Origin of the sequence: uncultured Shimia sp., assembly GCF_947493595.1 — a bacterium.
Lineage (GTDB): Bacteria > Pseudomonadota > Alphaproteobacteria > Rhodobacterales > Rhodobacteraceae > Shimia.
On record NZ_CANLRL010000001.1, the window covers coordinates 873,575 to 894,445 of the forward strand.

The 20,871-nt window shown below is 56.6% G+C and carries 21 protein-coding genes; 12 read left to right on the forward strand and 9 right to left on the reverse strand.

The features are described from left to right. Positions 1-40 precede the first annotated feature (40 nt). The 3 genes from Q0955_RS04355 to Q0955_RS04365 all read right to left on the reverse strand — a co-directional run bounded on the left by Q0955_RS04355 (position 41) and on the right by Q0955_RS04365 (position 3,606). The gene (locus Q0955_RS04355; protein WP_299420340.1) at positions 41-1,258 is read right to left on the reverse strand and encodes a multidrug effflux MFS transporter; all 1,218 of its coding nucleotides are present in this window, start codon (positions 1,256-1,258) and stop codon (positions 41-43) included. Between the two features lie 189 nt (positions 1,259-1,447). After that, positions 1,448-2,089, reverse strand: a complete 642-nt coding sequence (locus Q0955_RS04360; RefSeq protein WP_299420343.1) for a DsbA family oxidoreductase — start codon at positions 2,087-2,089, stop codon at positions 1,448-1,450. Beyond that, positions 2,086-3,606, reverse strand: coding sequence for a class I adenylate-forming enzyme family protein (locus Q0955_RS04365; protein ID WP_299420346.1), 1,521 nt, complete (start codon positions 3,604-3,606; stop codon positions 2,086-2,088). Before Q0955_RS04365 ends, Q0955_RS04360 begins: the two co-directional genes overlap by 4 nt. Positions 3,607-3,691: 85 nt before the next feature. Between Q0955_RS04365 and Q0955_RS04370 the strand changes: the two genes are divergently transcribed. Together Q0955_RS04370 and Q0955_RS04375 are read left to right on the forward strand one after the other, a co-directional pair. Further along, complete coding sequence (locus Q0955_RS04370; RefSeq protein WP_299420348.1) at positions 3,692-4,315, forward strand: XRE family transcriptional regulator; 624 nt, start codon at positions 3,692-3,694, stop codon at positions 4,313-4,315. A gap of 141 nt (positions 4,316-4,456) precedes the next feature. After that, positions 4,457-5,692, forward strand: coding sequence for a hypothetical protein (locus Q0955_RS04375; RefSeq protein WP_299420351.1), 1,236 nt, complete (start codon positions 4,457-4,459; stop codon positions 5,690-5,692). A gap of 40 nt (positions 5,693-5,732) precedes the next feature. Here Q0955_RS04375 and Q0955_RS04380 read toward each other — a convergent pair whose 3' ends face one another. From Q0955_RS04380 to Q0955_RS04390, 3 genes are all read right to left on the reverse strand, one after another. Then, complete coding sequence (locus Q0955_RS04380) at positions 5,733-6,374, reverse strand: DUF1638 domain-containing protein (protein ID WP_299420354.1); 642 nt, start codon at positions 6,372-6,374, stop codon at positions 5,733-5,735. Next, positions 6,371-7,063: a class I SAM-dependent methyltransferase gene (locus Q0955_RS04385; protein ID WP_299420356.1), complete on the reverse strand. Its 693-nt coding sequence runs from the start codon at positions 7,061-7,063 to the stop codon at positions 6,371-6,373. Before Q0955_RS04385 ends, Q0955_RS04380 begins: the two co-directional genes overlap by 4 nt. Positions 7,064-7,149: 86 nt before the next feature. Beyond that, the gene (locus Q0955_RS04390) at positions 7,150-7,848 is read right to left on the reverse strand and encodes a B12-binding domain-containing protein (RefSeq protein WP_299420359.1); all 699 of its coding nucleotides are present in this window, start codon (positions 7,846-7,848) and stop codon (positions 7,150-7,152) included. 219 nt (positions 7,849-8,067) lie between these two features. Here Q0955_RS04390 and Q0955_RS04395 point away from each other — a divergent pair, with 219 nt between their 5' ends. The 4 genes from Q0955_RS04395 (at position 8,068) to Q0955_RS04410 (ending at position 11,274) form a co-directional block, all read left to right on the forward strand. Next, complete coding sequence (locus tag Q0955_RS04395; RefSeq protein WP_299420361.1) at positions 8,068-9,153, forward strand: PA0069 family radical SAM protein; 1,086 nt, start codon at positions 8,068-8,070, stop codon at positions 9,151-9,153. A 90-nt stretch (positions 9,154-9,243) separates the two neighbouring features. Further along, positions 9,244-9,975 carry a transporter substrate-binding domain-containing protein gene (locus Q0955_RS04400; RefSeq protein WP_299420364.1) on the forward strand — a complete coding sequence of 244 codons (732 nt, stop codon included), beginning with the start codon at positions 9,244-9,246 and terminating at the stop codon, positions 9,973-9,975. A 139-nt stretch (positions 9,976-10,114) separates the two neighbouring features. After that, positions 10,115-10,501 (forward strand): thermonuclease family protein, encoded by a 387-nt coding sequence (locus Q0955_RS04405; RefSeq protein WP_299420367.1) that lies wholly within the window; start codon positions 10,115-10,117, stop codon positions 10,499-10,501. Positions 10,502-10,665: 164 nt separating this feature from the next. Continuing rightward, on the forward strand, positions 10,666-11,274 hold the full coding sequence (locus Q0955_RS04410; RefSeq protein ID WP_299420370.1) for a peroxidase-related enzyme: 609 nt from the start codon (positions 10,666-10,668) through the stop codon (positions 11,272-11,274). 50 nt (positions 11,275-11,324) lie between these two features. Here the strand turns inward: Q0955_RS04410 and bmt are convergent, their stop codons facing one another. From bmt to Q0955_RS04425, 3 genes are all read right to left on the reverse strand, one after another. Then, entirely contained in the window at positions 11,325-12,344 is a 1,020-nt protein-coding gene (gene bmt / locus Q0955_RS04415) for a betaine--homocysteine S-methyltransferase (RefSeq protein ID WP_299420373.1), read from the reverse strand. Between the two features lie 94 nt (positions 12,345-12,438). Continuing rightward, entirely contained in the window at positions 12,439-14,343 is a 1,905-nt protein-coding gene (locus Q0955_RS04420; protein WP_299420376.1) for a phosphatidylglycerol lysyltransferase domain-containing protein, read from the reverse strand. A 148-nt stretch (positions 14,344-14,491) separates the two neighbouring features. Next, positions 14,492-14,806, reverse strand: a complete 315-nt coding sequence (locus tag Q0955_RS04425) for a DUF1476 domain-containing protein (protein ID WP_299420378.1) — start codon at positions 14,804-14,806, stop codon at positions 14,492-14,494. Positions 14,807-14,962: 156 nt separating this feature from the next. Between Q0955_RS04425 and purC the strand changes: the two genes are divergently transcribed. The 6 genes from purC to Q0955_RS04455 all read left to right on the forward strand — a co-directional run bounded on the left by purC (position 14,963) and on the right by Q0955_RS04455 (position 20,663). Next, positions 14,963-15,718, forward strand: coding sequence for a phosphoribosylaminoimidazolesuccinocarboxamide synthase (gene purC / locus Q0955_RS04430; RefSeq protein ID WP_299420381.1), 756 nt, complete (start codon positions 14,963-14,965; stop codon positions 15,716-15,718). Between the two features lie 106 nt (positions 15,719-15,824). Next, positions 15,825-16,055, forward strand: a complete 231-nt coding sequence (gene purS / locus Q0955_RS04435) for a phosphoribosylformylglycinamidine synthase subunit PurS (protein ID WP_299420384.1) — start codon at positions 15,825-15,827, stop codon at positions 16,053-16,055. Then, positions 16,055-16,723, forward strand: a complete 669-nt coding sequence (purQ, locus tag Q0955_RS04440; protein ID WP_299420386.1) for a phosphoribosylformylglycinamidine synthase subunit PurQ — start codon at positions 16,055-16,057, stop codon at positions 16,721-16,723. The genes purS and purQ overlap by 1 nt, the downstream gene beginning before the upstream one ends. Positions 16,724-16,759: 36 nt before the next feature. Then, positions 16,760-18,523 carry an ATP-binding protein gene (locus tag Q0955_RS04445; RefSeq protein WP_299420389.1) on the forward strand — a complete coding sequence of 588 codons (1,764 nt, stop codon included), beginning with the start codon at positions 16,760-16,762 and terminating at the stop codon, positions 18,521-18,523. Positions 18,524-18,527: 4 nt separating this feature from the next. After that, on the forward strand, positions 18,528-19,862 hold the full coding sequence (locus tag Q0955_RS04450) for a sigma-54 dependent transcriptional regulator (RefSeq protein WP_299420392.1): 1,335 nt from the start codon (positions 18,528-18,530) through the stop codon (positions 19,860-19,862). 117 nt (positions 19,863-19,979) lie between these two features. Further along, positions 19,980-20,663 (forward strand): HAD family phosphatase, encoded by a 684-nt coding sequence (locus Q0955_RS04455; protein ID WP_299420395.1) that lies wholly within the window; start codon positions 19,980-19,982, stop codon positions 20,661-20,663. Positions 20,664-20,871 lie beyond the last annotated feature (208 nt).

Consider the following 20,871-nt stretch of genomic DNA (forward strand, 5'->3'; position numbering starts at 1 on the left):
CAAGGAGTGTCCCGCACAGCCAGCGGATGTTCAAGCGGCTTTATGCGACCGCTGCACGGGCTTCGATGCGGCGCATGTGCAGCATGAGCAGGAAGCCGATGATGGCAAGCACACCAACGGAAAGCACCAGTGGGAAAGGCGTGCCGTCAAAAGCGAGGCCAATCGGGGCGGCCAGGATCACGCCAAAGATGGTGGACAGCGCGCCCATCACGGAGGCAGCGGTGCCAGCCATATGGCCGAGTGGTTCCATTGCCATGGCGTTGAGGTTACCGATCGTCAAGCCGATGGAAAAGAACACAGTCAGTTGCCACAGCGCAAAGGCGTAGAACTGAACATTCAGATCCGGTGTCAACACAAAGACCAGCATGCCCGCAGCACAGATGGCTTTTCCGGCAATCGCAACGGTGACCAGGAAGCGCATGCCGAGGGTCACCACAAGCTTGGCATTCAGCAGGCTCGCAGTGCCGGAAGCCAGCGCGATGCCTGCAAACCAGTAGGGGAACTCGGCGGCGCGGTCATAGGTTTGATCATACACAAGTTGCACGGAGCCGATGAGTCCGAAGAGGCTGCCCATAATCAGAGATTGCACCAGAATAGACGTGCGTACAGAAGGAATGCCCCACATTTCGCGCAGTCCTGACATGAGTTTGCCGATGCTGAAGGGGCGACGGCTCTCCACGGGCAAGGGTTCTGGCAGGCGGATGCCGACCCAGAGTACAGACATCATGGAGAACACCATGAAGGCGACAAAGATGCCGCGCCAGGACGAGACGTCGATGATAAATTGCCCCAGCAACGGCGCGGCGGCCGGCACAATAATAAAAACCATCATGACAAACGACATGATGCGGGCCATTTCGCGGCCTGAGAACAGATCGCGCACAATGGCGAGGGTGACCACGCGCGGGCCTGCCGCACCCATACCCTGGAACAAGCGGGCAAAGAGCAGCCATTCCAGGGTTTGGCTTAGGTAGCCAATGAAAGCACAGAGGGTGTAAATCACCGCGCCAGAGATCAGTACAGGCTTACGGCCAAAGCGATCCGACAGCGGTCCGGTGAAAAACGTGCCGATGCCCATGCCCAGAACAAAGGACATGACAATCAAGGTTTCGGTGTTGTGGCTGCCCGGGCTGAGTTCAGCGGCGATTTGCGGTAAGGCCGGGAGCATGGCGTCGATCGAAAACGCAATGGTGGCAAACATCATCGCGCACAGGGCAATGAATTCGACCTGCGTCATCGGCAGATTGTCTTTGGTCATGACATGCTCCGTCAAAAAAGCTCATGCAGGCAAGAAGACAGCACGCAAAAGCGGCGCTGTTCAAACTCTGGCCTACACCAGTTGGGTGATCGTGCTTGAGTGGTCAGGCCGCAGAATGGCGGGCCGACCTAACTAGGTTAGCGTGGGGCGTTGTGGTTCACAAGTGAAGAATGAACGCTGGTTCAGGACTCACTCAGCGGCGTTTTGCGCCTTTACGTCAGCCATCACACGGCGCCAAAGTTCGGCGGGTTGTGCGCCGGGCACTGCATGTTGGTTGGCAACAATGAAGGTTGGCACCGAGTTCACACCCATTTCCCGGCTATGCGCATCGCGTTTTTGGATGTCTTCAACGTCGGCATCGGAGTCCAGAAGTTTGCGCACTACGGCGGCGTCCATACCTGCACTGTCTGCGATATCCGCCAGAACGTCGATTTCCCCAATGTCACGGCCGTCTTTAAAATAGGCGGCAAACAGGGCATCCACCACAGCGTTTTGCTTTTTCTCGATGCCCGCCCAATGGATCAAGCGGTGAGCGTTTATCGTATTGGGGGTGCGTTTGATTGCGGCGAAGTTGATCTCCAAACCTTCGTCGCGCGCGTGTTTCTCGATCTCCGCATAGACCTTCACAGCGTTGTCTTTGCCGCCAAATTTGGTTTCCAGATATTCGCGGCGGTCCATGCCTTCTGAAGGCATATCCGGGTTGAGCTGAAACGGGTGCCACTCAATGACAAAAGGATGATCGCCTTCGGCTTCCAGCGCTTTCATTAGCCGGGTTTTGCCAATCAGGCACCACGGGCAGATCGGGTCGGAAATGATGTCGAGTTTGATCATGTGGATGCCTTGTAGGTATCGCGCAGCGCGCGGCGGTTGAGTTTGCCATTGGCGTTGGAGGGCAACGCCGGCAGGCGTTTGTAAAGCCGAGGCTGCTTGTAACGCGCAAGATGGGTCTCCGCAAAGGCTTTCAGCGCGTCCTCCACAAGATCGTGATCAGACGTATAGAAGGCCGCGATGATGCGTGTGTCGGCTTTGATCTCTACATCGGTCACTGCGATGGCGCTGATCTCCGGAAATGGCAGGAGTGCGGCCTCGACCTCAAGTGGCGAAACACGAAAGCCACCGGCGTTCATCATATCGTCTGCGCGGCCGAGGTAGGTGATGTGGCCCTCGGTGTCCATTTGGCCAAGATCGCCCGTGAGAAACCAATCGCCCTGAAACCGTGCAGCGGTGTCTTCTGGGGCATTGAGGTAGCCGATCATCAAACCGGGGTCTGATTTGTGTACGGCGATGGTGCCAGGGGTGTCATGAGGAACCGGGCCAGTGTTGTCCAAGATTGCGATATTACGGCCGGTTTGGGGCCGACCCAAAGTGCCTTTTGGCGCAGGGTGAGCCGGGCTGGCCGAAAGGAAGGTTGAGCATTCGGACATTCCAAAAGCTTCGTAGAGTTTGCTGCCGGTGGCTGCATTCCATTTGGCGCGTAAAGTTTCGGAGAGCTTTTCGCCGGCACAGAGACCGTGGCGCAGATCTGGCAGCGCCGGATTGTCACATGTTGCGAGGATTTTGCGGTACACTCCCGGCGCGGCGGCAAACAGGGTTGCGTGACTCTCCCGTAGGCGTTGTGGCAGGTCTTGAGGCGCGGTGTTTGGCGCCGGGATCAGCGCGGTGGCGCCTGTGGTCCAGGGGTCCATCAGGCCAGTGCCCAACGTGAAGGTCCAGTTGAAGGCCCCAGCATGTAGCAGGCGGTCATTTTCGTGCAAGTCATACCAGCCCTCAAACATCATTTGCCGTGCCCAGATGGCGCGATGGGCGTGTACCACGGCGCGAGGAACACCGGAGGTGCCTGACGTATAGATGATGTAGGCGGGGCGGTTGGGGTCGCCAAAGTCAAAATCGGCAGGGGGGAGGGCGTGAAGTTCAAGAAGATGTTTTGTTGTCAGAGTGTTGTCTTGCATTTTTGAAGTTGTTGCAACCTCAGGGTCATGCAAAATTGCCGCTGGAGAAAGAGTCTCCGCCATCTTTGTGACTTCGGCTTCGGTAAGTTCAGAGGACGTAGGAACGGGGATCAAACCAACGGCGATGCAAGCCAGATAGGCAATTGGGAACTCCACCGTATTGCCAAGGCGCATCAAGACGCGGTCACCGGGGGTAAGACCGGACCGCAAAAGACCGGTTCCTGTGCCAAGGATGGCAGACTTCAGGGCGCCGAAAGTCCAGCTTTCTCTCGTTTCAGAAGATAAGATACATAGCGCCTCTTTATCCGCCAATCGGTCCGCATGGCGCAGCACATGGGCGGCCATGTTGAAAGACGGAGGGCAGGGTGGCGGGGGACCTTGGTCAAAGACTGAGCTCATGTATTTTTGGTATGCGGCAAAGGCTTGGGGTTCAAGAGGCATGAGGCGGTTGCCAGCCACGGCGTGTGCAGGATAAAAGCGCGGCATGAGTTCAAAAGACCCAAAATCGTTGATCAAGATTGCGCGTGAAAACGGCGGCCACGATCACGTCGAACCGCTGGACCTTGGCGAACGGGTGCGCGAATTGCGCAAAGCCCGTAAGTGGACGCTGGAGCAAGCGGCCAGCCAGGCTGGACTGGCGCGATCAACCCTGTCCAAAATTGAAAATGGCCAGATGTCTCCCACCTATGATGCGGTGAAAAAACTGGCGGTGGGATTGGAAATCTCGGTGCCGCAGTTGTTTACCGCGCCAATCAAAGATCAGGTCAACGGCCGTATGGCGTTGGTGAAGTCCGGAGAGGGCACGCGCCAAGTCACCACCACGTATGAACATGAGTTGTTGGCCGAAGGGCTGCGCAAGAAAGCCATGCTGCCGTATCGGGCACGGGTGCGGGCACGGTCCATGGAAGAGTTTGACGGGTGGGTGCGCCACGACGGCGAAGAGTTCCTTTACGTGTTGACCGGTGTGGTCATGCTTTACACCGAATTTTATGAGCCAGTGGAAATGCGTCGCGGAGACAGCGCCTATTATGACGGATCCATGGGCCACAATGTGGTTTCCGTAAGTGCGGATGACGCAACAATTCTGTGGGTGACATCACTGGCATAAACACCTGTGTGGGAAGGTGTTTTCGATCAATTTTCACCAAAAGCCGCAGTTTTTGCAGATAGCGAAAATTGTAATGATTGATTGCACGTATTTTTAACAACGATTGGGCATTCCAGAGAGGCACTTACATTTGGAGCCAGAATGGAACCTCAAGAAAGAATCGGGCTTGCGAGCCTGACAAAGATGGCGTTTGACGGCGTTGATCTTCAGCCTCTGCGAACTGAATTGCTGAGCAAAGTGTTCACAGGAAAAGATGCGGATGGCATCTTTATGGACTTGTCGGTGATTGATCAGTTGCAGGGCAACCGCGCAGCAGGATTGGCTTGGCAGGAAGAAGCGCTCAAGCGGCAGCAGATTTTTAGCACGAAGAAGAGTGACGGCGCGCGCACCAAGCTGCTGGTTTTTGCGGAGCCAAGCCATATTGGCGGTAATACACCCATCGAGTTCCTGTTGCAGGACGCGGATGTGGAGATCCTCACTTATTATTTGAACGTAGATAGTGACGCGCAAATTGAACTGCCCGCACACGATGTGGCGTTTTGTGCCGCCCCAGCGGACAGTGTAAAAGCCGTGGCTTTCCAAGCCAAGGTTCGGGCGTTGACTGAGGCGGCTGGCACCAAAGTGGTGAACTTACCGGTTGGTCAGGTGGATTTGGAGCGTGACACGCTCGAAAAACTGTTTGCCGGCAGGGGCGGGCTGACACTTCCCAAAACGCAACGCTTTGAGCGTGTGGAGCTGCAAGGCGATGCGGGCGAGGAGCGCTTGGCAGTGTTTGGCGACTACCCCTATGTTGTGCGGCCAGTGGGCAGTCATGCGGGCGAAGGTCTGGTGCTGATTGAAAGCCAAGCCGCGCTTGCGGCCTATTTGGCGGAACGTGCCGAGGCAACATTCTATGTTTCCGAGTTCATCCCTTATGCCACGAAAGAAGACGGCTTTTATCGCAAGTATCGGGTGATTTTTGTCGATGGTCAGCCCTTTCCCTGTCACATGGCAATCGCGGACCAGTGGGATCTTTGGTACTTGAACGCCCGCATGGAAGAATTTGCCGAGAAACGGGCTGAAGAGGCCGCGTGGATGGACAGTTTTGACAGCACATTTGCCAACCGTCACGAAAGTGGTTTTGGGGCGCTGACCCAAGCAATTGATCTGGATTATTTTGGCGTGGATTGCGCCGAAGACCCGGAAGGCAATCTGGTGGTGTTTGAGGCCGACAACGCGCTGATCGTGCATGACATGGATGATGAAGAGGTTTTTCCCTACAAAAGCAAGCACATGAACCGCATATTTGATGCGTTTGAGACTCTGCTTGAGAAGAACAGACGCGAGAAGACATCTGTTGAAACAGACGATCCCAAGCCAACGCGGCGATTGTCGTAAGAGATATTTAAAGGCGCTCCGGTTTGGGGCGCCTTTCTTTTTAGAGGGCTTTCAGAGCCTTGGCCATGTCGCCATATCCAGTGAAACGTCGCTCAAAGGCCAAGCCTAGACGATCCGCGCAGGCTTTGGCTTTTTCGGTGAGGGCCGGGTCGTCGGTTTGCGCTTGGTAGATCAGTTTCTCGTAGTTGCCAAAGTACATGTCGCGTAACTCGGGATGGCGGTCGAGGCCCATGGGTTTGATGATAAAGGCGTCAAATTGCCGGACGAGGAAGTCGGTCAGATAGAAGGCGGTGAATTCGTCTTCTGATATTTCTGCGAAGCGGTCGTTGCCTTCAAAAAAGCTGTAGCAATGCGGGCCTGCGACCATCTGAACGCCCAATTCATCGCAGGTCTGTTGCAATTGGCCACCGGTGCCGCAATCGGCGTAGACGACAAAAATATCGTCATAGGTATCGCGGTGTTTGGCCACCGCCTGACGCACGGCGGGTGCAATTTTTTCCGGTTGGATGTGGAAGATCGCTGGTAGGCAAGTGAGGTCCATGTGGGACCAGTTGTTGAGTTTGATCAGGTCGAGGATTTCACGGGCGAGCGCGCCACAGGCGAGCAGCAGAATGCGGCCGGATGTGCCTGTGGGGGCTAAGCCGGACTGAGCGAGGGTGGTGTCATCAGGGAGCTGGGTCATGGCTTGGTCAGCTTAATAGCAAAGCGGCCTGGCAAAAGCCCGGCCGGGCCGTAGCTGTCGAGAATTTCGCAATGCCAGCCCATGGCTTCGAGCGCACGTTTGGTACTGTTGGGGTGACGGCGGGACTGCTGATGGATCACCGTGTCAAACCGGTCGTCAACCTGCGTTTCGATGCGACGGGTGAGACGATCTCGCTCGACAGTGACCTCGATGCGCATCTGCCAATCTGCTCCGGTGTTGCGCCGGGCATGTGGCAGACAGCTAGGGCCGATCAGGTCGGCAAACAGCAATCCGCCAGAGGGCAGGGCGACAAATGCGGCGCGGGCCACGGGCAGGAGCGTGTCGCGTTTGGTGGTGGAGTCTATATAGCTCAACACCTCGCCCAGGCAGGTGATGGCTGTGGTGCCCTTGGGGATGCGGATATCTGCAGCGTTGCCTTGTTTCACAAGAAGACCTCGCGCTTGGGCGATTTCCACAAAGGCAGGGGAAAGGTCGACGCCTTCGCCCATGACGCCACGGTCTTCAGCCACGGATAGCCAGGTGCCGTCCCCGCAGCCGATATCAAAAAGATGGGCGTTGACTGGTCCGTGCAGGATTTGCGCGGCGAGCCAGTCATGTGCCTCGTCAAAGGTGTCGTTGAAGCCTTCGGCGTGAATGCGGGCGAGATCGGTGGAATACAGTCCGGACATAGCGGTACCTTGAACAAAAACGGCCCGCCTGTGAAGGGCGGGCCGGATCAAATTGCTCGGGGAGTGAGCAAGAGGAGAGGGCCTGATTAGGCGCTCATTTGATTGTGTTTACGGGCGACCCATTCTTTGGCGGTTTCTACGGCCACAGCGGCGTCGCGGCAGTAGGCGTCAGCACCAATGGCCTTGCCAAATTCTTCGTTCAGCGGCGCGCCGCCAACCAGGACAATATAGTCGTCGCGTTGACCCTGTGCGACCAGTGTGTCGATCACAACCTTCATATACGGCATGGTGGTGGTCAGAAGTGCGGACATGCCCAGGATGTCTGGCTTGTGCTCTTCAAGCGCTTCCATGTAGCTTTCGACGGCGTTGTTGATGCCAAGATCAACCACTTCGAAGCCTGCGCCCTCCATCATCATGGAGACGAGGTTTTTACCGATGTCGTGAATGTCACCTTTAACGGTGCCAATCACCATGGAGCCCATGCGCGGTGCGCCGGTTTCAGCAAGCAGAGGCTTCAGGATGGCCATGCCGCCTTTCATTGCGCCAGCGGCCAAAAGCACTTCTGGCACAAACAATATGCCGTCGCGGAAGTCGGCGCCCACAATGGTCATGCCGCCCACAAGAGCTTCGGTCAGGATGCGGTAGGGTTCCCAACCCCGTTCCAGCAAGATGTTCACAGCCTCTTCGATCTCTTCCTTGAGACCGTCGTAGAGGTCGTCAAACATCTGTTGGACAAGTTCCTCGTCATTGAGTTCGGACAGGATGATGTCGTCTTCTTCTGACATGCGCGTATTCCAATACCCTGGCGGGGGCCCAAAATGGGCACCGGTTGCTGTTCGTTATACCCCAGCTTTCAAACTTTTTCAGCGGGCAAACTGTCTGAATAGCGACATAGCCAAAGCCGCGTGCGACGTGTAGGGCAAAAAACATGAATGCGATGAAAGTTTCTCATCCAGATCATGGGGTTTGTTGCATGTGTTCTTTGTTTGTTCTAATTTGGACGGATGTCGGATCTCAAACAGCCCACTATTGATGCTACTCGGCGGCGTGCGCGCGGCGCACAGAGCAATGCGGCAAGCCGCTACGATGTCCAACGTGAAGAGGTGCACGATGGCTGGGAGATACCAGAAGAGCGCGCGGGTTTTGCCACTGAGGTGAGCGAAGAGCGGCCGCGCTCGGTTATCACGCGAAACACCTCTCCGGACATTCCGTTTGATCGGTCGTTGAACCCATATCGAGGATGTGAGCATGGCTGCACTTATTGTTTTGCGCGGCCAACTCACGCCTATTTGGGCCTGTCGCCGGGGTTGGATTTTGAAAGCAAACTGGTGGCGCGTCCCAAAGCTGCGGAGGTTTTGGAGAAAGAGCTGCGACGCAGGGGGTATACCCCAAGCCTATTGGCGATTGGCACCAATACCGATCCCTATCAACCAATTGAGCGCCGATACCGTGTGATGCGGTCTGTGTTGGAGGTTTTGCAACGGTTCAACCATCCGGTGGCGATCACCACCAAAGGCACCTTGGTGGAGCGCGACATCGATATTTTGAGCGATATGGCGGCGCGGGGATTGGCGCAGGTGGGAATCTCGTTGACCACTATGGATGGGGCGTTGTCGCGTGCAATGGAGCCGCGCTGTCCGTTGCCGAACCGCCGGTTGGAGACAATCCGACGCTTAACGGAGGCGGGCATTCCAGTACGGGTGATGTTGGCGCCAGTGGTGCCTGGCTTGACCGACCATGAGGTTGAGGCACTTTTAAAATCTGCCGCAAACGCCGGCGCAACTGGGATGGCATGGATTATGCTGCGCCTGCCAATGGAAGTGGCGCCGCTTTTTGAGGAATGGCTACAGGCGGAGTATCCGGGGCGAGCGGCAAAGGTTTTGGCGCGGATGCGGGAGATGCATGGCGGGGAGCTGTACCACGCGGAGTTCAACAAACGCATGCGCGGCGAGGGCATCTATGCGGAGATGATTGCCCAGCGGGTGGAAAAAGCGCGGGTGCGATATGGGCTGGACAAAGATATGCCTGCGCTGCGGTGTGACTTGTTTGAGGTGCCGTTTGAGCGCGACGGACAATTGGCGCTTTTCTGAAACAGTTTCAGCTTTTGGTGAAGTCAACACATTGGAAAGTTTCTGCGCCCGAAGGTGCGGGTCTGAACAAATTTCCATTGGAGATAGACTATGAAGCACTTGATAGCAGTTGCAAGCCTCGCAGTGGCTTGTGTGGCCGGCACGGCCAGCGCCGAGCGCCTGGTTGTGGGCGTGGAAAATATTGAATACCTGCCGCACTACAATTGGGACGGCACAAATTACTCAGGATTTGGGGCGGATCTATTGTCGGCGTTTGCGGCAGATGAAGGGTTTGAGATCGAGTTTAAAGCGCTGCCGATCACGCGGCTGATGCAGGCAGTGGTGACCGGGGATGTGGATCTGAAATATCCGGACAACGCCTATTGGTCAGTCGAGTTCAAAGACGGTCAAGGCATGGTGTATTCGGAAGTTGTCGCGGAAGCGGTCGATGGAGTGATGGTGCTGCCTGACCAAGTTGGACGTCCTGTGGAAGACGTGGATAGACTTGGCACAGTTCTCGGTTTCACGCCGTACTCTTGGCTGGACCGGATCAACGCGGGTGACGTGGACTTGGCGGAAAACGCAAATTTTATCGGCATGGTCCGTCAGGCGTTGGTTGGACGCATCGACGGCGCTTATGCAAACCAAGACGTCGTGCGGCGGGTTTTGCGTGAACTTGGGAAAGATGAAGATGCGTTGGTGTTTGATGAAAGCCTGCCGCATTCGGTGTCAAATTATCACCTCTCGACAAGTGCGCGCCCGGATGTGGTCGCGGCGTTTGACACGTGGTTGGCAGCAAATGGCGACACTGTGGCGGCGCTGCGCGAGAAGCACAACTTTTGATCGGGGTTTCTTCCGACAAGACATAGCCATAGGCGGTCGGCTGCCTATGGTTTTCCGGGTCGTGGTGGCGATGTGACTCGGGTCTGATCACGTGATAGGGCGGACCTACCACTCACTCACGACAGACTGACGACCAAAAATGAAAAGACTAATTGCGTTTGCCATTTTGGCGGCCACGCCTGTTTGGGCGGATGTGCAAGTGCGCGATGCGGACACGATTGTTTTGAACGGCACGCCAGTGCGGTTCCAAGGGGTTGATGCGCCGGAACTCAAGACCCGCGCGGGAAAAGACGCCAAGCGTTGGACGGTGAATTATTTGCGCGGCAAACAGGTGTCCTGTGATTTGACCGGAGAGCGGTCCTATGATCGTTACATCGGCGTGTGTTATGCGGATGGGCAGGACATTGGCGCGGCAGTGATTGCGGCCGGGCATGCGTTGGATTGCGCGCGGTATTCCGGCGGGCGGTATCGTAAATTTGAACAGGCCTCGGCCAGGAGCCGGATCAAGCGGGCAAGGTATTGTTGAGTGCCAACAACGTCTTTGGCGTTCCTTTGACTTGAGGCGTGTCGTGCTGTCCCGTTCTTCTTCTTGATAGTTGCTTTGTTATCGATGCATGGTGGGCGCATTTCTTTTTGACAGGTTGGGGCACGTTTGTGTCTGGACGTGTTTCGCTTTCAAAGGACTTTGCGATGCCCTGGATCGATACGGTCGCCTACGACGACGCCGACGGAAAATTGAAGATGCTCTATGATCGGGTGAAAGGCCCTGACAACAACGTCGACAACATCATGATGATGCACAGCCTGCGGCCCCACACGATGGAGGGGCATATGGCGATCTACAAATATGTATTGCATCACAGTGGCAACACGATGCCCAAGTGGTTTTTGGAAACTTTGGGGGTTTGGGTCAGTTCGCTCAATGAGTGTGATTACTGTGTGGAGCATCATTTTGCCGGCTTGAAACGGTTGCTGGCAGATGATGCGCGGGCGGATGGTATTCGCAGGGCGATTGAAACGCGTGACATTGAGAGTGCACCGCTTGATCATAAGCAGAAGATCGCCATGGAATATGCCCGACAATTGACGCGTGATGCAGCTGGACTAAGCGAAAAACTGATTGTTCAGCTGCGGGATGCCGGGTTCAGCGATGGTGAGATTTTGGAAATCAATCAGGTGTCGGCCTATTTTGGCTATGCCAACCGCACTGTGTTGGGCCTGGGATGTTCCACCAAAGGGGACATTCTTGGGCTCTCACCCAACAACTCGGACAATCCTGACGACTGGAACCACACTTAAACAAAAAGCCCGGACTAAATCCGGGCTTTTGACGTGTAATCTGCTGTTGATTAGCTGCGACGGCGGCGGCCGCGACGTTCGCGGGCCGGCGCTTCGGCGTCGTCACCGGTGCCGTCGCTCGCGGAGGAAAAGCCGCCCAGGTTCTCGGCGATCAATTCAAGGCTTGGACGCTCGCCGCGAGGCCGGGTTTCCAGCGCTTCGCGCATGGCTTTGAGGTGGTTTGGCATAGTGCCGCAGCAGCCGCCGATAATCGTGGCGCCACAATCGCGTGCCATCACGGCATAGTCTGCCATAAGCTCCGGCGTGCCATCATAGTGGATGTGCCCGTCTACGTATTTGGGAATGCCAGCGTTGCCTTTGGCCACAATGGGCGTCTCGGTGCCTTGAGCGGAGAAGCCCAACACGGTGCGCAGTAGATCGGGCGCTCCAGTGCCGCAATTGGCGCCAAACCCTAGGGGTGTGTTCGGCAGGGCACCAACCATTTGCACCATATCCGCGGAGGTCATGCCCATCATGGTACGGCCAGCGGTGTCAAAGCTCATGGTGCCCACCCAAGGCATATCGGCAAGAGCAAAGGCTTCGGCGGCGGCTTTGTATTCTTCTGGCGCAGAGATGGTTTCCAGCCAGAGAACGTCAGCGCCGCCTTCTTTCAGACCTTCAGCCTGTTCGTGGAACATTTCTACGGCGTCGGCGTGGGACAGGGAGCCGACAGGTTCCATGATGTCGCCGGTTGGGCCAACAGATCCCGCCACGATCACAGGCCGCCCAGCAGCGTCTGCGACGTCGCGGCCGATTTCGGCAGCGAGGCGGTTCAGCTCGCGCACGCGGTCTTGGGCGTCGTGCAGTTTCAGGCGGGATGCGTTACCGCCAAAAGAGTTGGTCAGGAAGATGTCAGAACCATTGTCGACAGCGAGGCTGTAGAGTTTTTTGATGTTCTGGGGCTCATCGGCGTTCCAGAGTTCTGGCGCGTCGCCGGAGCTGAGGCCCATGTTGAACAGGTTGGTGCCGGTGGCGCCGTCGGCCATAAGCCAGTCACGGGTTTCCAAAAGCTTGGAGAGGGCGTTGGTCATCAGAGACTCCTTAAGGCGCGGGGAACCGCGTGTCAGTTGCGCAGCGATGTGCCACGGGCAGGGCCGGGGCACAACTTAATTTGATGCAAGACCATTATGAGGTGGAGGACAGGTACGCGTCCGGCTGCGCGGTTTGTTGGCACGCAATCGGGGTTGCCGGAGCGCTGCGCAGGTTCACCGCGCGAGTCAGATCAAGCGCGGCCAAGCTGAGCTGTGCCGGACCGGGGGCCGCCATGAAGAGTGGTTCCCAACGGGGCGCGAAACAGGCTTTGAACTGACGCAGGCCTGCGCCGCCGGCGTGTTTGAAGTGGTAGCCACGGATTTTTCGTTCCAGCGCAGTTTTTCCTTCGGGCAGGACTGGTGCCGCGGCCAGAGAGAACCGTGGCACGTCGGCATTGGCAGCCGCTTCGATGGCGCTTTGTACCAATTGGTGCATGGTGCCGTCTGGCGAGTCAGGCAGCACGCGCATCAGGTCGAGACACCATTCATGGGCAGTGGCGTGGAAACTGACAAAACCGACAAGCTGGTCGTCTTTGAACGCGAGGAAGACTGTCTGACAGCCGACGTAAAAGTCCTCAAACCGGCCCATGGTCAAACCTTTGGGAATACCGTGTTTGGCCTCCCAGGCAGAAGAGACTTTTGCCATGTCGCCCAGTGGCAGTTGGTGCGCGCCTGGCTGAGAGACGCGTACGCCCGCTTTTTCGGCGTTGCGTAGTTTGCGGCGCAATTGGCGATAGGTGGAGCCGGAGGTTGTGTGTTTGGCCGGCGCCAGCACAGCTTCGTCAGAGATATGCACCACTGCCCAGCCAGCTTTGCGGGTTTTCACGGCCTGGCGGGCCGAGATTTTGTATTTGCAGGCAATGCGGTTTTGCGCGCGAGCGGCGTGTTTGAGTGGGCGGGCCATGGCGTGGGCGTCACCCTCGATGGGGTCAAACAGGGCTACCAGGGTCTGGCCAATACGCACGGCTCCGTAGCGTCCCGCGTCACAGGACAGGAGCGCGCCGCCGTTTTGACGGATCACACCCAGTTCGGCTCGGCTGACGGAAGATAGGGGCGCGTTGTCGTACGCTTCATAGGCGCGGTGTTGGCGAGGCGTACGGGCCGGGCGTGGTTTTGTGAGGTGACGCAGGAACACCAAGCCAGCCAAGAGCGCAGGCAGCGCGTAGTAGATGGCTCGGAACGCTAGGACACCCGCCAGCAGCGCGGCTTCGGGTTGGTGCGGCAGCATCGCCAAGAGGGTCAACTCGAAAGGACCAACACCACCGGGCGTGCCAGAGAAAATGGCTGCGCCCAGAGCAATAAGGAAGACTGGCAGCAAGACGGCAAAACTGAGCGTCAATTCGGGTGGCAGCAGGACGTAGAGCGCCAGAGCGGCGAAGATCGTGTCGATCAAGCACAATGTCAGAAGCGCGGCCATGGCGGGCAGGGTTGGTAGGCTGAGACGACTGCCCTGGCGGGGCAAGACCGGGAAAACAAAGGCCAGCACCACCACCAGGAAAGCGACGGCCAGAATGGCCGGTGGGAGGAAAGACGGCACATGCGGCGTGGGCAGGACCAATGCGGCGATGGCGATGGTTACGGCCATCGCTGCCAAAAAGGTTACGGTGACAAAAGCTGTGATGCGGGCTGCGTCTTTAAGCGACAGATCCGGCATCATGCGCCAGCGTACAAACGTGCCAACAACGGCGCCGGCGCCTAAGGTTTGACCCAGACCAATAGACGTTGCGCCAACGGACATGGCTTCTGAGGTGCTGCGGTGCATCTGAAAATGCCGCTGCGCAATCACATCATACCGCGAGACGGCCAAAAAACTGAGGGCGGAAAAGGTTAGGGCAAGGCCCCACTGCCAAGCAGAGGCGGAGAGCACGGAGGCCCAAAGCGCACCATAGTCTACATCGTCAACCTGCTCAGAAAGTAGCCATAGGCAAACGGCGCCAAAGGCAAACGGCCAAATCCGGCGCAGACAGGTCTGCGCAATCTTTAACTTTGATTTCTTCAAGGTTCCCGCCCCAAATCGTTACCTGTCCCAAGTGACCCAAATCGCTATCGGATGCGTGGTTTCGGCCGCCTTAACAAAGACAATTGGAGCTAAAAAAACGCGCGGGATGCAGCCCGCGCGCTATAAATTTTAGGGTTTTGAGAACGGATCAGGCCTCGGTGGCCAACTCTTCTTTTGCGGCGGCGAGGCCTTCGCGGCGCTTTGCGCGGATGGTTTGCTCATCCGCCTTGTCGCCCAAATCGCCGACAACCTTGCGGATCACATCGTCATGACCAGCTTCTTCAAAATCTGCAGCGATCACGGTTTTGGCGTAGTCTTCGGCCTCAGCGCCGGACTTGCCCAACAAATCAGCAGCCCAAAGCCCCAGCTTTTTGTTGGCTCGGGCCTCTGCCTTGAACTTCATCTCTTCGTCATGGGCAAATTTGGCCTCAAAGGCGGCTTCGCGGTCGTCAAATGCGTTCATTTATGAACTCCTCCATAATCATAGGATGTCACAATTATAATATGATCATCCAAATGGCCTGTCGCAAGAGTAAGCCGTGCGCTTGCGACAATGCTATCCATCCATTAAGAGGGCGAACAAATTCGGGACTCATCCCGGAAGAGAAGGAATGTAGCCATGGCCCGCGGCAAAAAAATCTATGAAGGCAAAGCCAAGATTCTGTTTGAGGGCCCTGAGCCGGGCACCATTGTGCAATACTTCAAAGACGACGCCACAGCGTTCAACGCGGAAAAGAAAGACGTGATTGATGGCAAAGGTGTGTTGAACAACCGCTTGAGCGAATATTTCATGACCGGCCTGACACAGGTAGGGGTGCCAACCCACTTTCTCAAGCGTCTGAATATGCGCGAGCAGTTGGTGCGCAACTGTGAGATCATTCCTTTGGAAGTGATTGTGCGCAATTTTGCGGCGGGTTCCATGAGCAAGCGTTTGGGCATTGAAGAAGGCACACAGCTGCCGCGCCCGATTGTGGAGTACTGCTACAAAGATGACAGCTTGGGTGATCCGCTGGTGTCCGAAGAACATATCGCCGCGTTTGGCTGGGCCAGCCAGCAAGACATGGACGATATTCTGGGTCTTGCGTTGCGCGTGAATGACTGGCTGAGCGGCGTGATGTTTGGTGTTGGCATCCGCTTGATCGACTTCAAGATCGAGATTGGCCGGGTGTACGAAGGCGACTTCCAGCGCTTGGTTTTGGCGGATGAGATCAGCCCTGACAGCTGCCGTCTCTGGGACATTGAAACCGGACGCAAGCTCGACAAAGACGTGTTCCGCCGTGATCTTGGCAGCCTGACCGATGCCTATGCAGAAGTGGCGCGCCGCCTTGGTGTGCTGCCCAAAGGCACCGGCCCCAAGCCGACGCTTGTAAGCTGATCCTGACCTAAGCCATCTGCGCCCTATTTTGGGCGCGGTTGGAAAGACGATTTTTGGTAAGAAAAGCGGGACAATCCCGCCACATGCCTAATTGGAGAGAGACCAAATGAAAGCCCGCGTATATGTCATGCTGAAGAACGGCGTTCTGGACCCACAAGGTGAGGCCGTGCGTCACGCGCTTGGCAGTCTTGGTTTTGATGGTGTTGAAGGTGTACGTCAGGGCAAAGTGATTGAGCTGGATCTTGCGGAAGGTTCCACCGAGGCGACTGTGACCGAGATGTGCGAGAAGCTGCTCGCCAACACGGTGATCGAAAGCTACTGGGTGGAGATGGGCTGATGAAAGCTGCGGTCATTGTTTTTCCGGGTTCCAACTGTGACCGCGATCTTGCGGTGGCCTTTGAGCAGGCCGGAGCAGATGTCACCATGGTGTGGCACAAAGATACGGCGCTGCCGGAAGGCATCGATATGGTTGGTGTTCCAGGTGGGTTCAGCTTTGGCGATTACCTGCGTTGCGGAGCGATTGCAGCAAACTCTCCGATTTGTCAGTCACTTATCAAGCATGCCGAACGTGGCGGCTACGCGCTGGGTGTCTGCAACGGCTTTCAGATCCTGACCGAAACCGGTTTGCTGCCGGGCGCGCTGCGCCGCAATGCCGGGCTGAAGTACATCTGTCGTACAGTTGGTCTTGAAGTGGCCAGTGCAGAGACAGCTTTCACTGCTGGTTACAGCAAGGGCGATGTTGTGAACGTGCCAATCGCGCACCACGACGGCAACTACTTTGTTACGGATGAAAAACTGGCTCAGCTGCGCGACGAAGACCGGATTGCGTTCACCTATACCGACAATCCAAACGGCTCCGTTGCGGACATCGCGGGTGTTGTCAGCAAGAACCGCCGTGTGCTTGGCATGATGCCGCACCCCGAGCGGGCGGCGGATACTGGCCATGGTGGCACAGACGGGGTGGCAATGTTCCGCGCGTTGATGGACCAGTTTGCCACAGCGTGACTTGAGGGTGTCGGCGCGTAAGCGTACTGTTCTTGTATGACGCAAAACGCTTCTGACACCTCTGAAAAACTGCGCCCGGCGACTACTAGCTGGCGGGCGCGCGTGACCTTGGCCTTGTTGGTTGTGGTTGCAGGGGTGACGATCTGGGTCACCAACAGTTTCCTGACAGATCGATTTACGGCCAATACGCGCAATCGGGCGGAGCTTCGGTTGGCGCTCTATTCCGGCAACCTGTTAAGCGAGTTGCGGCGCAACGCCATTGTGCCTCAACTGCTGGCCAAAGACCCTGAGTTGATCGGGGCGTTGAATTCTCAAGATTTCTCCAGCTCCACAGCCCGGTTGATCAGCTTCGTTGATGAAATTGGCGCTGCGTCGTTGCTGCTGCTGGACGAGACCGGGCGCACCGTGGCGGCAACAGATCGCACGCGTCTTGGTACGATGTATCGGGAACAAGAGTTTTTTATCAATGCGTTACGGTCCAATGTTACACTTTTTACGACGGCCAGAGACGAGACCGGAGCCTATCGGTTCATTTACTCCAGACGGTTGGAAAGTGGCGGTGCCACGCTTGGTGTGATCGCGGTTGAAGTGGATTTGCACAAGTTCGAGCGGGCCTGGGCCGGGATTTCAGATGCGGTTCTGGTGGCCAATAGCGAAGGCACGATCATTCTCAGCAGTGAGCCTCGGTGGCGTGGGTTGACCGAAGCAGAGGCATTGGCACGTCAGCCAGCTTTGGGTGCAATTGAACGTGCCATCAAAGTGACAGCAGATTGGGCGCAAGATCCTGCGGATGCGTATTTGCGCGGGGAAGCGGTAATGCGCATGGGCGCGCGGATCCCGTTCCGGGGCTGGCAGATGACAAGTTTCACCAGCTACGCTGGTGTGCGGGAAAAGGTGAACGCTGTTCTGGCGCTGGAAATCATGGGGTTTGCGATCCTGTTAGCGTTGGGATTCTACGTTCTTGGGCGCAAAAGTGCGTTGCGCATGGCGTTGTTTCAGCGAGAAAGCGTGGAATTGCGGGGGTTGAACCTACGGCTTCAGCGGGAAATCGCCGAGCGGGAACGGATGCAGCAGAGCCTTGAAGTGGCGGAACAAAGCCTGGCGCAGAGTTCCAAATTGGCGGCATTGGGCGAAATGTCGGCAGCGGTGAGCCATGAACTGAACCAGCCGCTGGCGGCGATGAAAACTTATCTTGCCGGAGCGCAGCTTTTGGTGAAGCGCAATCGGCCGGATGAGGCGTTGACCTCGTTTCAGCGGATTGATGACCTGATTGAGCGGATGGGCGCGATTACCAAGCAACTCAAATCTTACGCCCGAAAAGGCGGCGATGAGTTCCATGTGGTCGATATGGGAGATGCTGTCGCGTCCGCTTTGTCGATGATGGAGCCGCAATTGCGCCAACGTCAGGTGCGTATAAGCAAGATTGTGCCGACGGATCCGGTGCGGGTGATGGGCGATCGGGTGCGGATTGAGCAAGTGATGATCAACCTGCTGCGTAATGCCTTGGATGCCACGGAATCTGTGGCCGATCCGGAGATCGAAATTCTTTTGGCAGCAGGGGAAACAGCCACTTTGACAGTGCGCGACAACGGTCCCGGCATTGAGGATTTGAACAACCTTTTTGAACCGTTTTTCACCACAAAACAGCCCGGTGAGGGCGTCGGTTTGGGGTTGGCGATCAGTTCTGGCATCGTCAGTGACCTTGGTGGACGGCTAACAGCACGCAATGGCGATGGGCAGGGGGCTGTATTTGAAGTTCAACTGCCTATCTTGAATGAAGATATTGAAGCAGCGGAGTAAATTCGTGGCACAAAGCATGAAGATCGCAATCGTTGATGACGAGCAGGACATGCGGCAGTCGATCAGCCAATGGCTGGCACTGTCGGGCTATGACACAGAAACATTTCCCAGCGCCGAGGATGCGCTGAAGGCGCTTGGCGCGGAATATCCGGGGATTGTGATCTCCGATATCAAAATGCCGGGTATGGACGGGATGCAGTTCCTCAAAAAGCTGATGGGTGCGGACAGTTCGCTGCCAGTGATCATGATCACGGGTCATGGAGACGTGCCCATGGCGGTGGAAGCGATGCGCGTCGGTGCGTTTGATTTCTTGGAGAAGCCGTTTAACCCGGATCGCATGACACAACTGGCCAAGAAGGCCACCAATGCGCGGCGTTTGACCTTGGATGCGCGGGCGCTGCGGCGTGAGCTGTCTGATGGCGATCAGATTATGAACAAGCTGATTGGCGCGAGCCCAGTGATGGCGCGTCTCAAGGAAGACATTCTTGATCTCGGGCAGGCTGATGGGCATGTGCTGATTGATGGGGAAACCGGCACCGGCAAGACGTTGGTGGCGCATGCGTTGCACGCAGTGGGCAGCCGCGCGGGCAAGAAGTTTGTTTTGGTGAGCTGTGGTGCCTTTGAAGAAGAGGCGCTGGCCAAACGGCTGTTTGGGCCAATGAACCCCGAAGACACACAGTTGCCCGCCGTTGAAGAAGCGCGCGGAGGGACCTTGGTACTCGAGGACATCGAGAGCTTGAGCGACGCGCTGCAAGCCAAGCTGCTGAACGTGATCAACGAGCAAGGCACGCCGGCGGAAACCCGCATAGTTGCGATTTCCAACATGCAAGAGCAGGACCGCACCTGCGAAGATGCGCTGCGCTCTGACTTGTTTTATCGCTTGGCTGCATTGCGGATCACGGTTCCGCCGCTGCGCCAACGGGGTGAAGACATACTTACGCTGTTTACGCGATTGTCTGAGCAGTTTAGCGAAGAGTACGGCTGTGACGCGCCAAAGGTGAGTGCGCAAGAGGCTGCGCAGTTGTTGCAGGCTCCGTGGCCAGGCAACGTGCGTCAGCTTATCAATCTGGCAGAACGTGCCGTTTTGCAAAGCCGCCGCAGTGAAGGCACCATTGCATCGTTGCTGATGAGCGATCACGAAGAGATGCAGCCTGTGGTGACTACAGAAGGCAAACCGCTGAAAGAATATGTGGAAGCCTTTGAGCGTATGCTGATTGACAACACCATGCGGCGCCATCGCGGGTCCATCGCAGGTGTTATGGAAGAGTTGTGCTTGCCGCGGCGGACATTGAACGAGAAGATGGCCAAATATGGCCTACAGCGGGCTGATTATCTCTGATTTCTGACCGATAGATTTTGTGAACGCCACGAGCTCTTGGAGGGCTTGTGGCGTTTTTTGTTTGGTGGCAGGGTGCGGCGACGTTGGCGCTAACGGAAATTTGTGGAGTACCTTGTGATGGCATTGTTGAAGACACCGGCTGCATATCTGTTTGATATGGATGGTTTGCTTCTGGACACGGAGCGCATGTTTCTGAAGGCGTTTTTGACGCTGACCGATGACCTGGGGATTGCAGCTGAAGAGGCGAAAGCGTTTTTTGGCGGCTTGGTGGGGACATCAAGCAAGGTAACCACCGCACGGTTACATGATTTTTTGCCTCAACAAACAAATGTCGCGGAGTTTGATCAGCGCTGGCGTTTGCTGCATCAAAAAAATGTTGCAAGTGGCGTGCCGACAAAGCCGCATGCGGAGGAGGTGCTTCAGGCCATACAAAATGCTAATGTGCCCATGGCGGTGGTGACCTCCACCCATGGTCCCGCCGCGCAGCATCACTTGGAGAAGGCTGGTATCCTGTCGTTCTTTGAAACAGTGTGCACGGGCAACGAAGTTTCCGCCAATAAACCTGATCCTGAACCGTATTTAGAAGGTGCACGTCGTTTGGGCGTAGATCCTGCACACTGTGTGGCGTTTGAAGACAGTGATTTTGGGACCACCGCAGCTGTACGAGCCGGGTGTTTGACGGTGCAAATTCCAGACCTGCGGCCGCCAAATACGCCGTTGCCGGATCTGGGTCAGATTGTTGCCCGTGATTTGCGCCATGGTGCTGTGCAGATTGGGCTTTTTGAGGATGCGTTAACCTAACCCACGTATCCGTCAGACGATTCCCCATTGTGTTTTCCACAGGAGTGGTTTTATGTGGGGGAACGGATGGCGCAGGCTTTGCGCACCGTATGAGTTTCGCTGAGTATTGCGTTTCAGTTGGCCCACAGGACCCCGAGGGGCAGAGGGCCGGGCGGGATGCTCAGACCGATTGGGTTCATGAGAATGAACCAGTAGAGACGCCCGCACC

Excerpts from the sequence above, each read along its gene's own strand:
- purQ (WP_299420386.1), top strand. The coding sequence starts at position 16,055 with ATGAAAGCTGCGGTCATTGTTTTTCCGGGTTCCAACTGTGACCGCGAT.
- Q0955_RS04365 (WP_299420346.1), bottom strand. The coding sequence starts at position 3,606 with ATGAGCTCAGTCTTTGACCAAGGTCCCCCGCCACCCTGCCCTCCGTCT.
- Q0955_RS04385 (WP_299420356.1), bottom strand. The coding sequence starts at position 7,063 with ATGTCCGGACTGTATTCCACCGATCTCGCCCGCATTCACGCCGAAGGC.
- Q0955_RS04400 (WP_299420364.1), top strand. The coding sequence starts at position 9,244 with ATGAAGCACTTGATAGCAGTTGCAAGCCTCGCAGTGGCTTGTGTGGCC.
- Q0955_RS04370 (WP_299420348.1), top strand. The coding sequence starts at position 3,692 with ATGAGTTCAAAAGACCCAAAATCGTTGATCAAGATTGCGCGTGAAAAC.
- Q0955_RS04395 (WP_299420361.1), top strand. The coding sequence starts at position 8,068 with ATGTCGGATCTCAAACAGCCCACTATTGATGCTACTCGGCGGCGTGCG.
- Q0955_RS04360 (WP_299420343.1), bottom strand. The coding sequence starts at position 2,089 with ATGATCAAACTCGACATCATTTCCGACCCGATCTGCCCGTGGTGCCTG.
- Q0955_RS04355 (WP_299420340.1), bottom strand. The coding sequence starts at position 1,258 with ATGACCAAAGACAATCTGCCGATGACGCAGGTCGAATTCATTGCCCTG.
- purS (WP_299420384.1), top strand. The coding sequence starts at position 15,825 with ATGAAAGCCCGCGTATATGTCATGCTGAAGAACGGCGTTCTGGACCCA.
- Q0955_RS04445 (WP_299420389.1), top strand. The coding sequence starts at position 16,760 with ATGACGCAAAACGCTTCTGACACCTCTGAAAAACTGCGCCCGGCGACT.
- Q0955_RS04390 (WP_299420359.1), bottom strand. The coding sequence starts at position 7,848 with ATGTCAGAAGAAGACGACATCATCCTGTCCGAACTCAATGACGAGGAA.
- Q0955_RS04425 (WP_299420378.1), bottom strand. The coding sequence starts at position 14,806 with ATGAACGCATTTGACGACCGCGAAGCCGCCTTTGAGGCCAAATTTGCC.
- Q0955_RS04410 (WP_299420370.1), top strand. The coding sequence starts at position 10,666 with ATGCCCTGGATCGATACGGTCGCCTACGACGACGCCGACGGAAAATTG.
- Q0955_RS04455 (WP_299420395.1), top strand. The coding sequence starts at position 19,980 with ATGGCATTGTTGAAGACACCGGCTGCATATCTGTTTGATATGGATGGT.
- Q0955_RS04380 (WP_299420354.1), bottom strand. The coding sequence starts at position 6,374 with ATGACCCAGCTCCCTGATGACACCACCCTCGCTCAGTCCGGCTTAGCC.
- purC (WP_299420381.1), top strand. The coding sequence starts at position 14,963 with ATGGCCCGCGGCAAAAAAATCTATGAAGGCAAAGCCAAGATTCTGTTT.
- Q0955_RS04405 (WP_299420367.1), top strand. The coding sequence starts at position 10,115 with ATGAAAAGACTAATTGCGTTTGCCATTTTGGCGGCCACGCCTGTTTGG.
- bmt (WP_299420373.1), bottom strand. The coding sequence starts at position 12,344 with ATGACCAACGCCCTCTCCAAGCTTTTGGAAACCCGTGACTGGCTTATG.
- Q0955_RS04375 (WP_299420351.1), top strand. The coding sequence starts at position 4,457 with ATGGAACCTCAAGAAAGAATCGGGCTTGCGAGCCTGACAAAGATGGCG.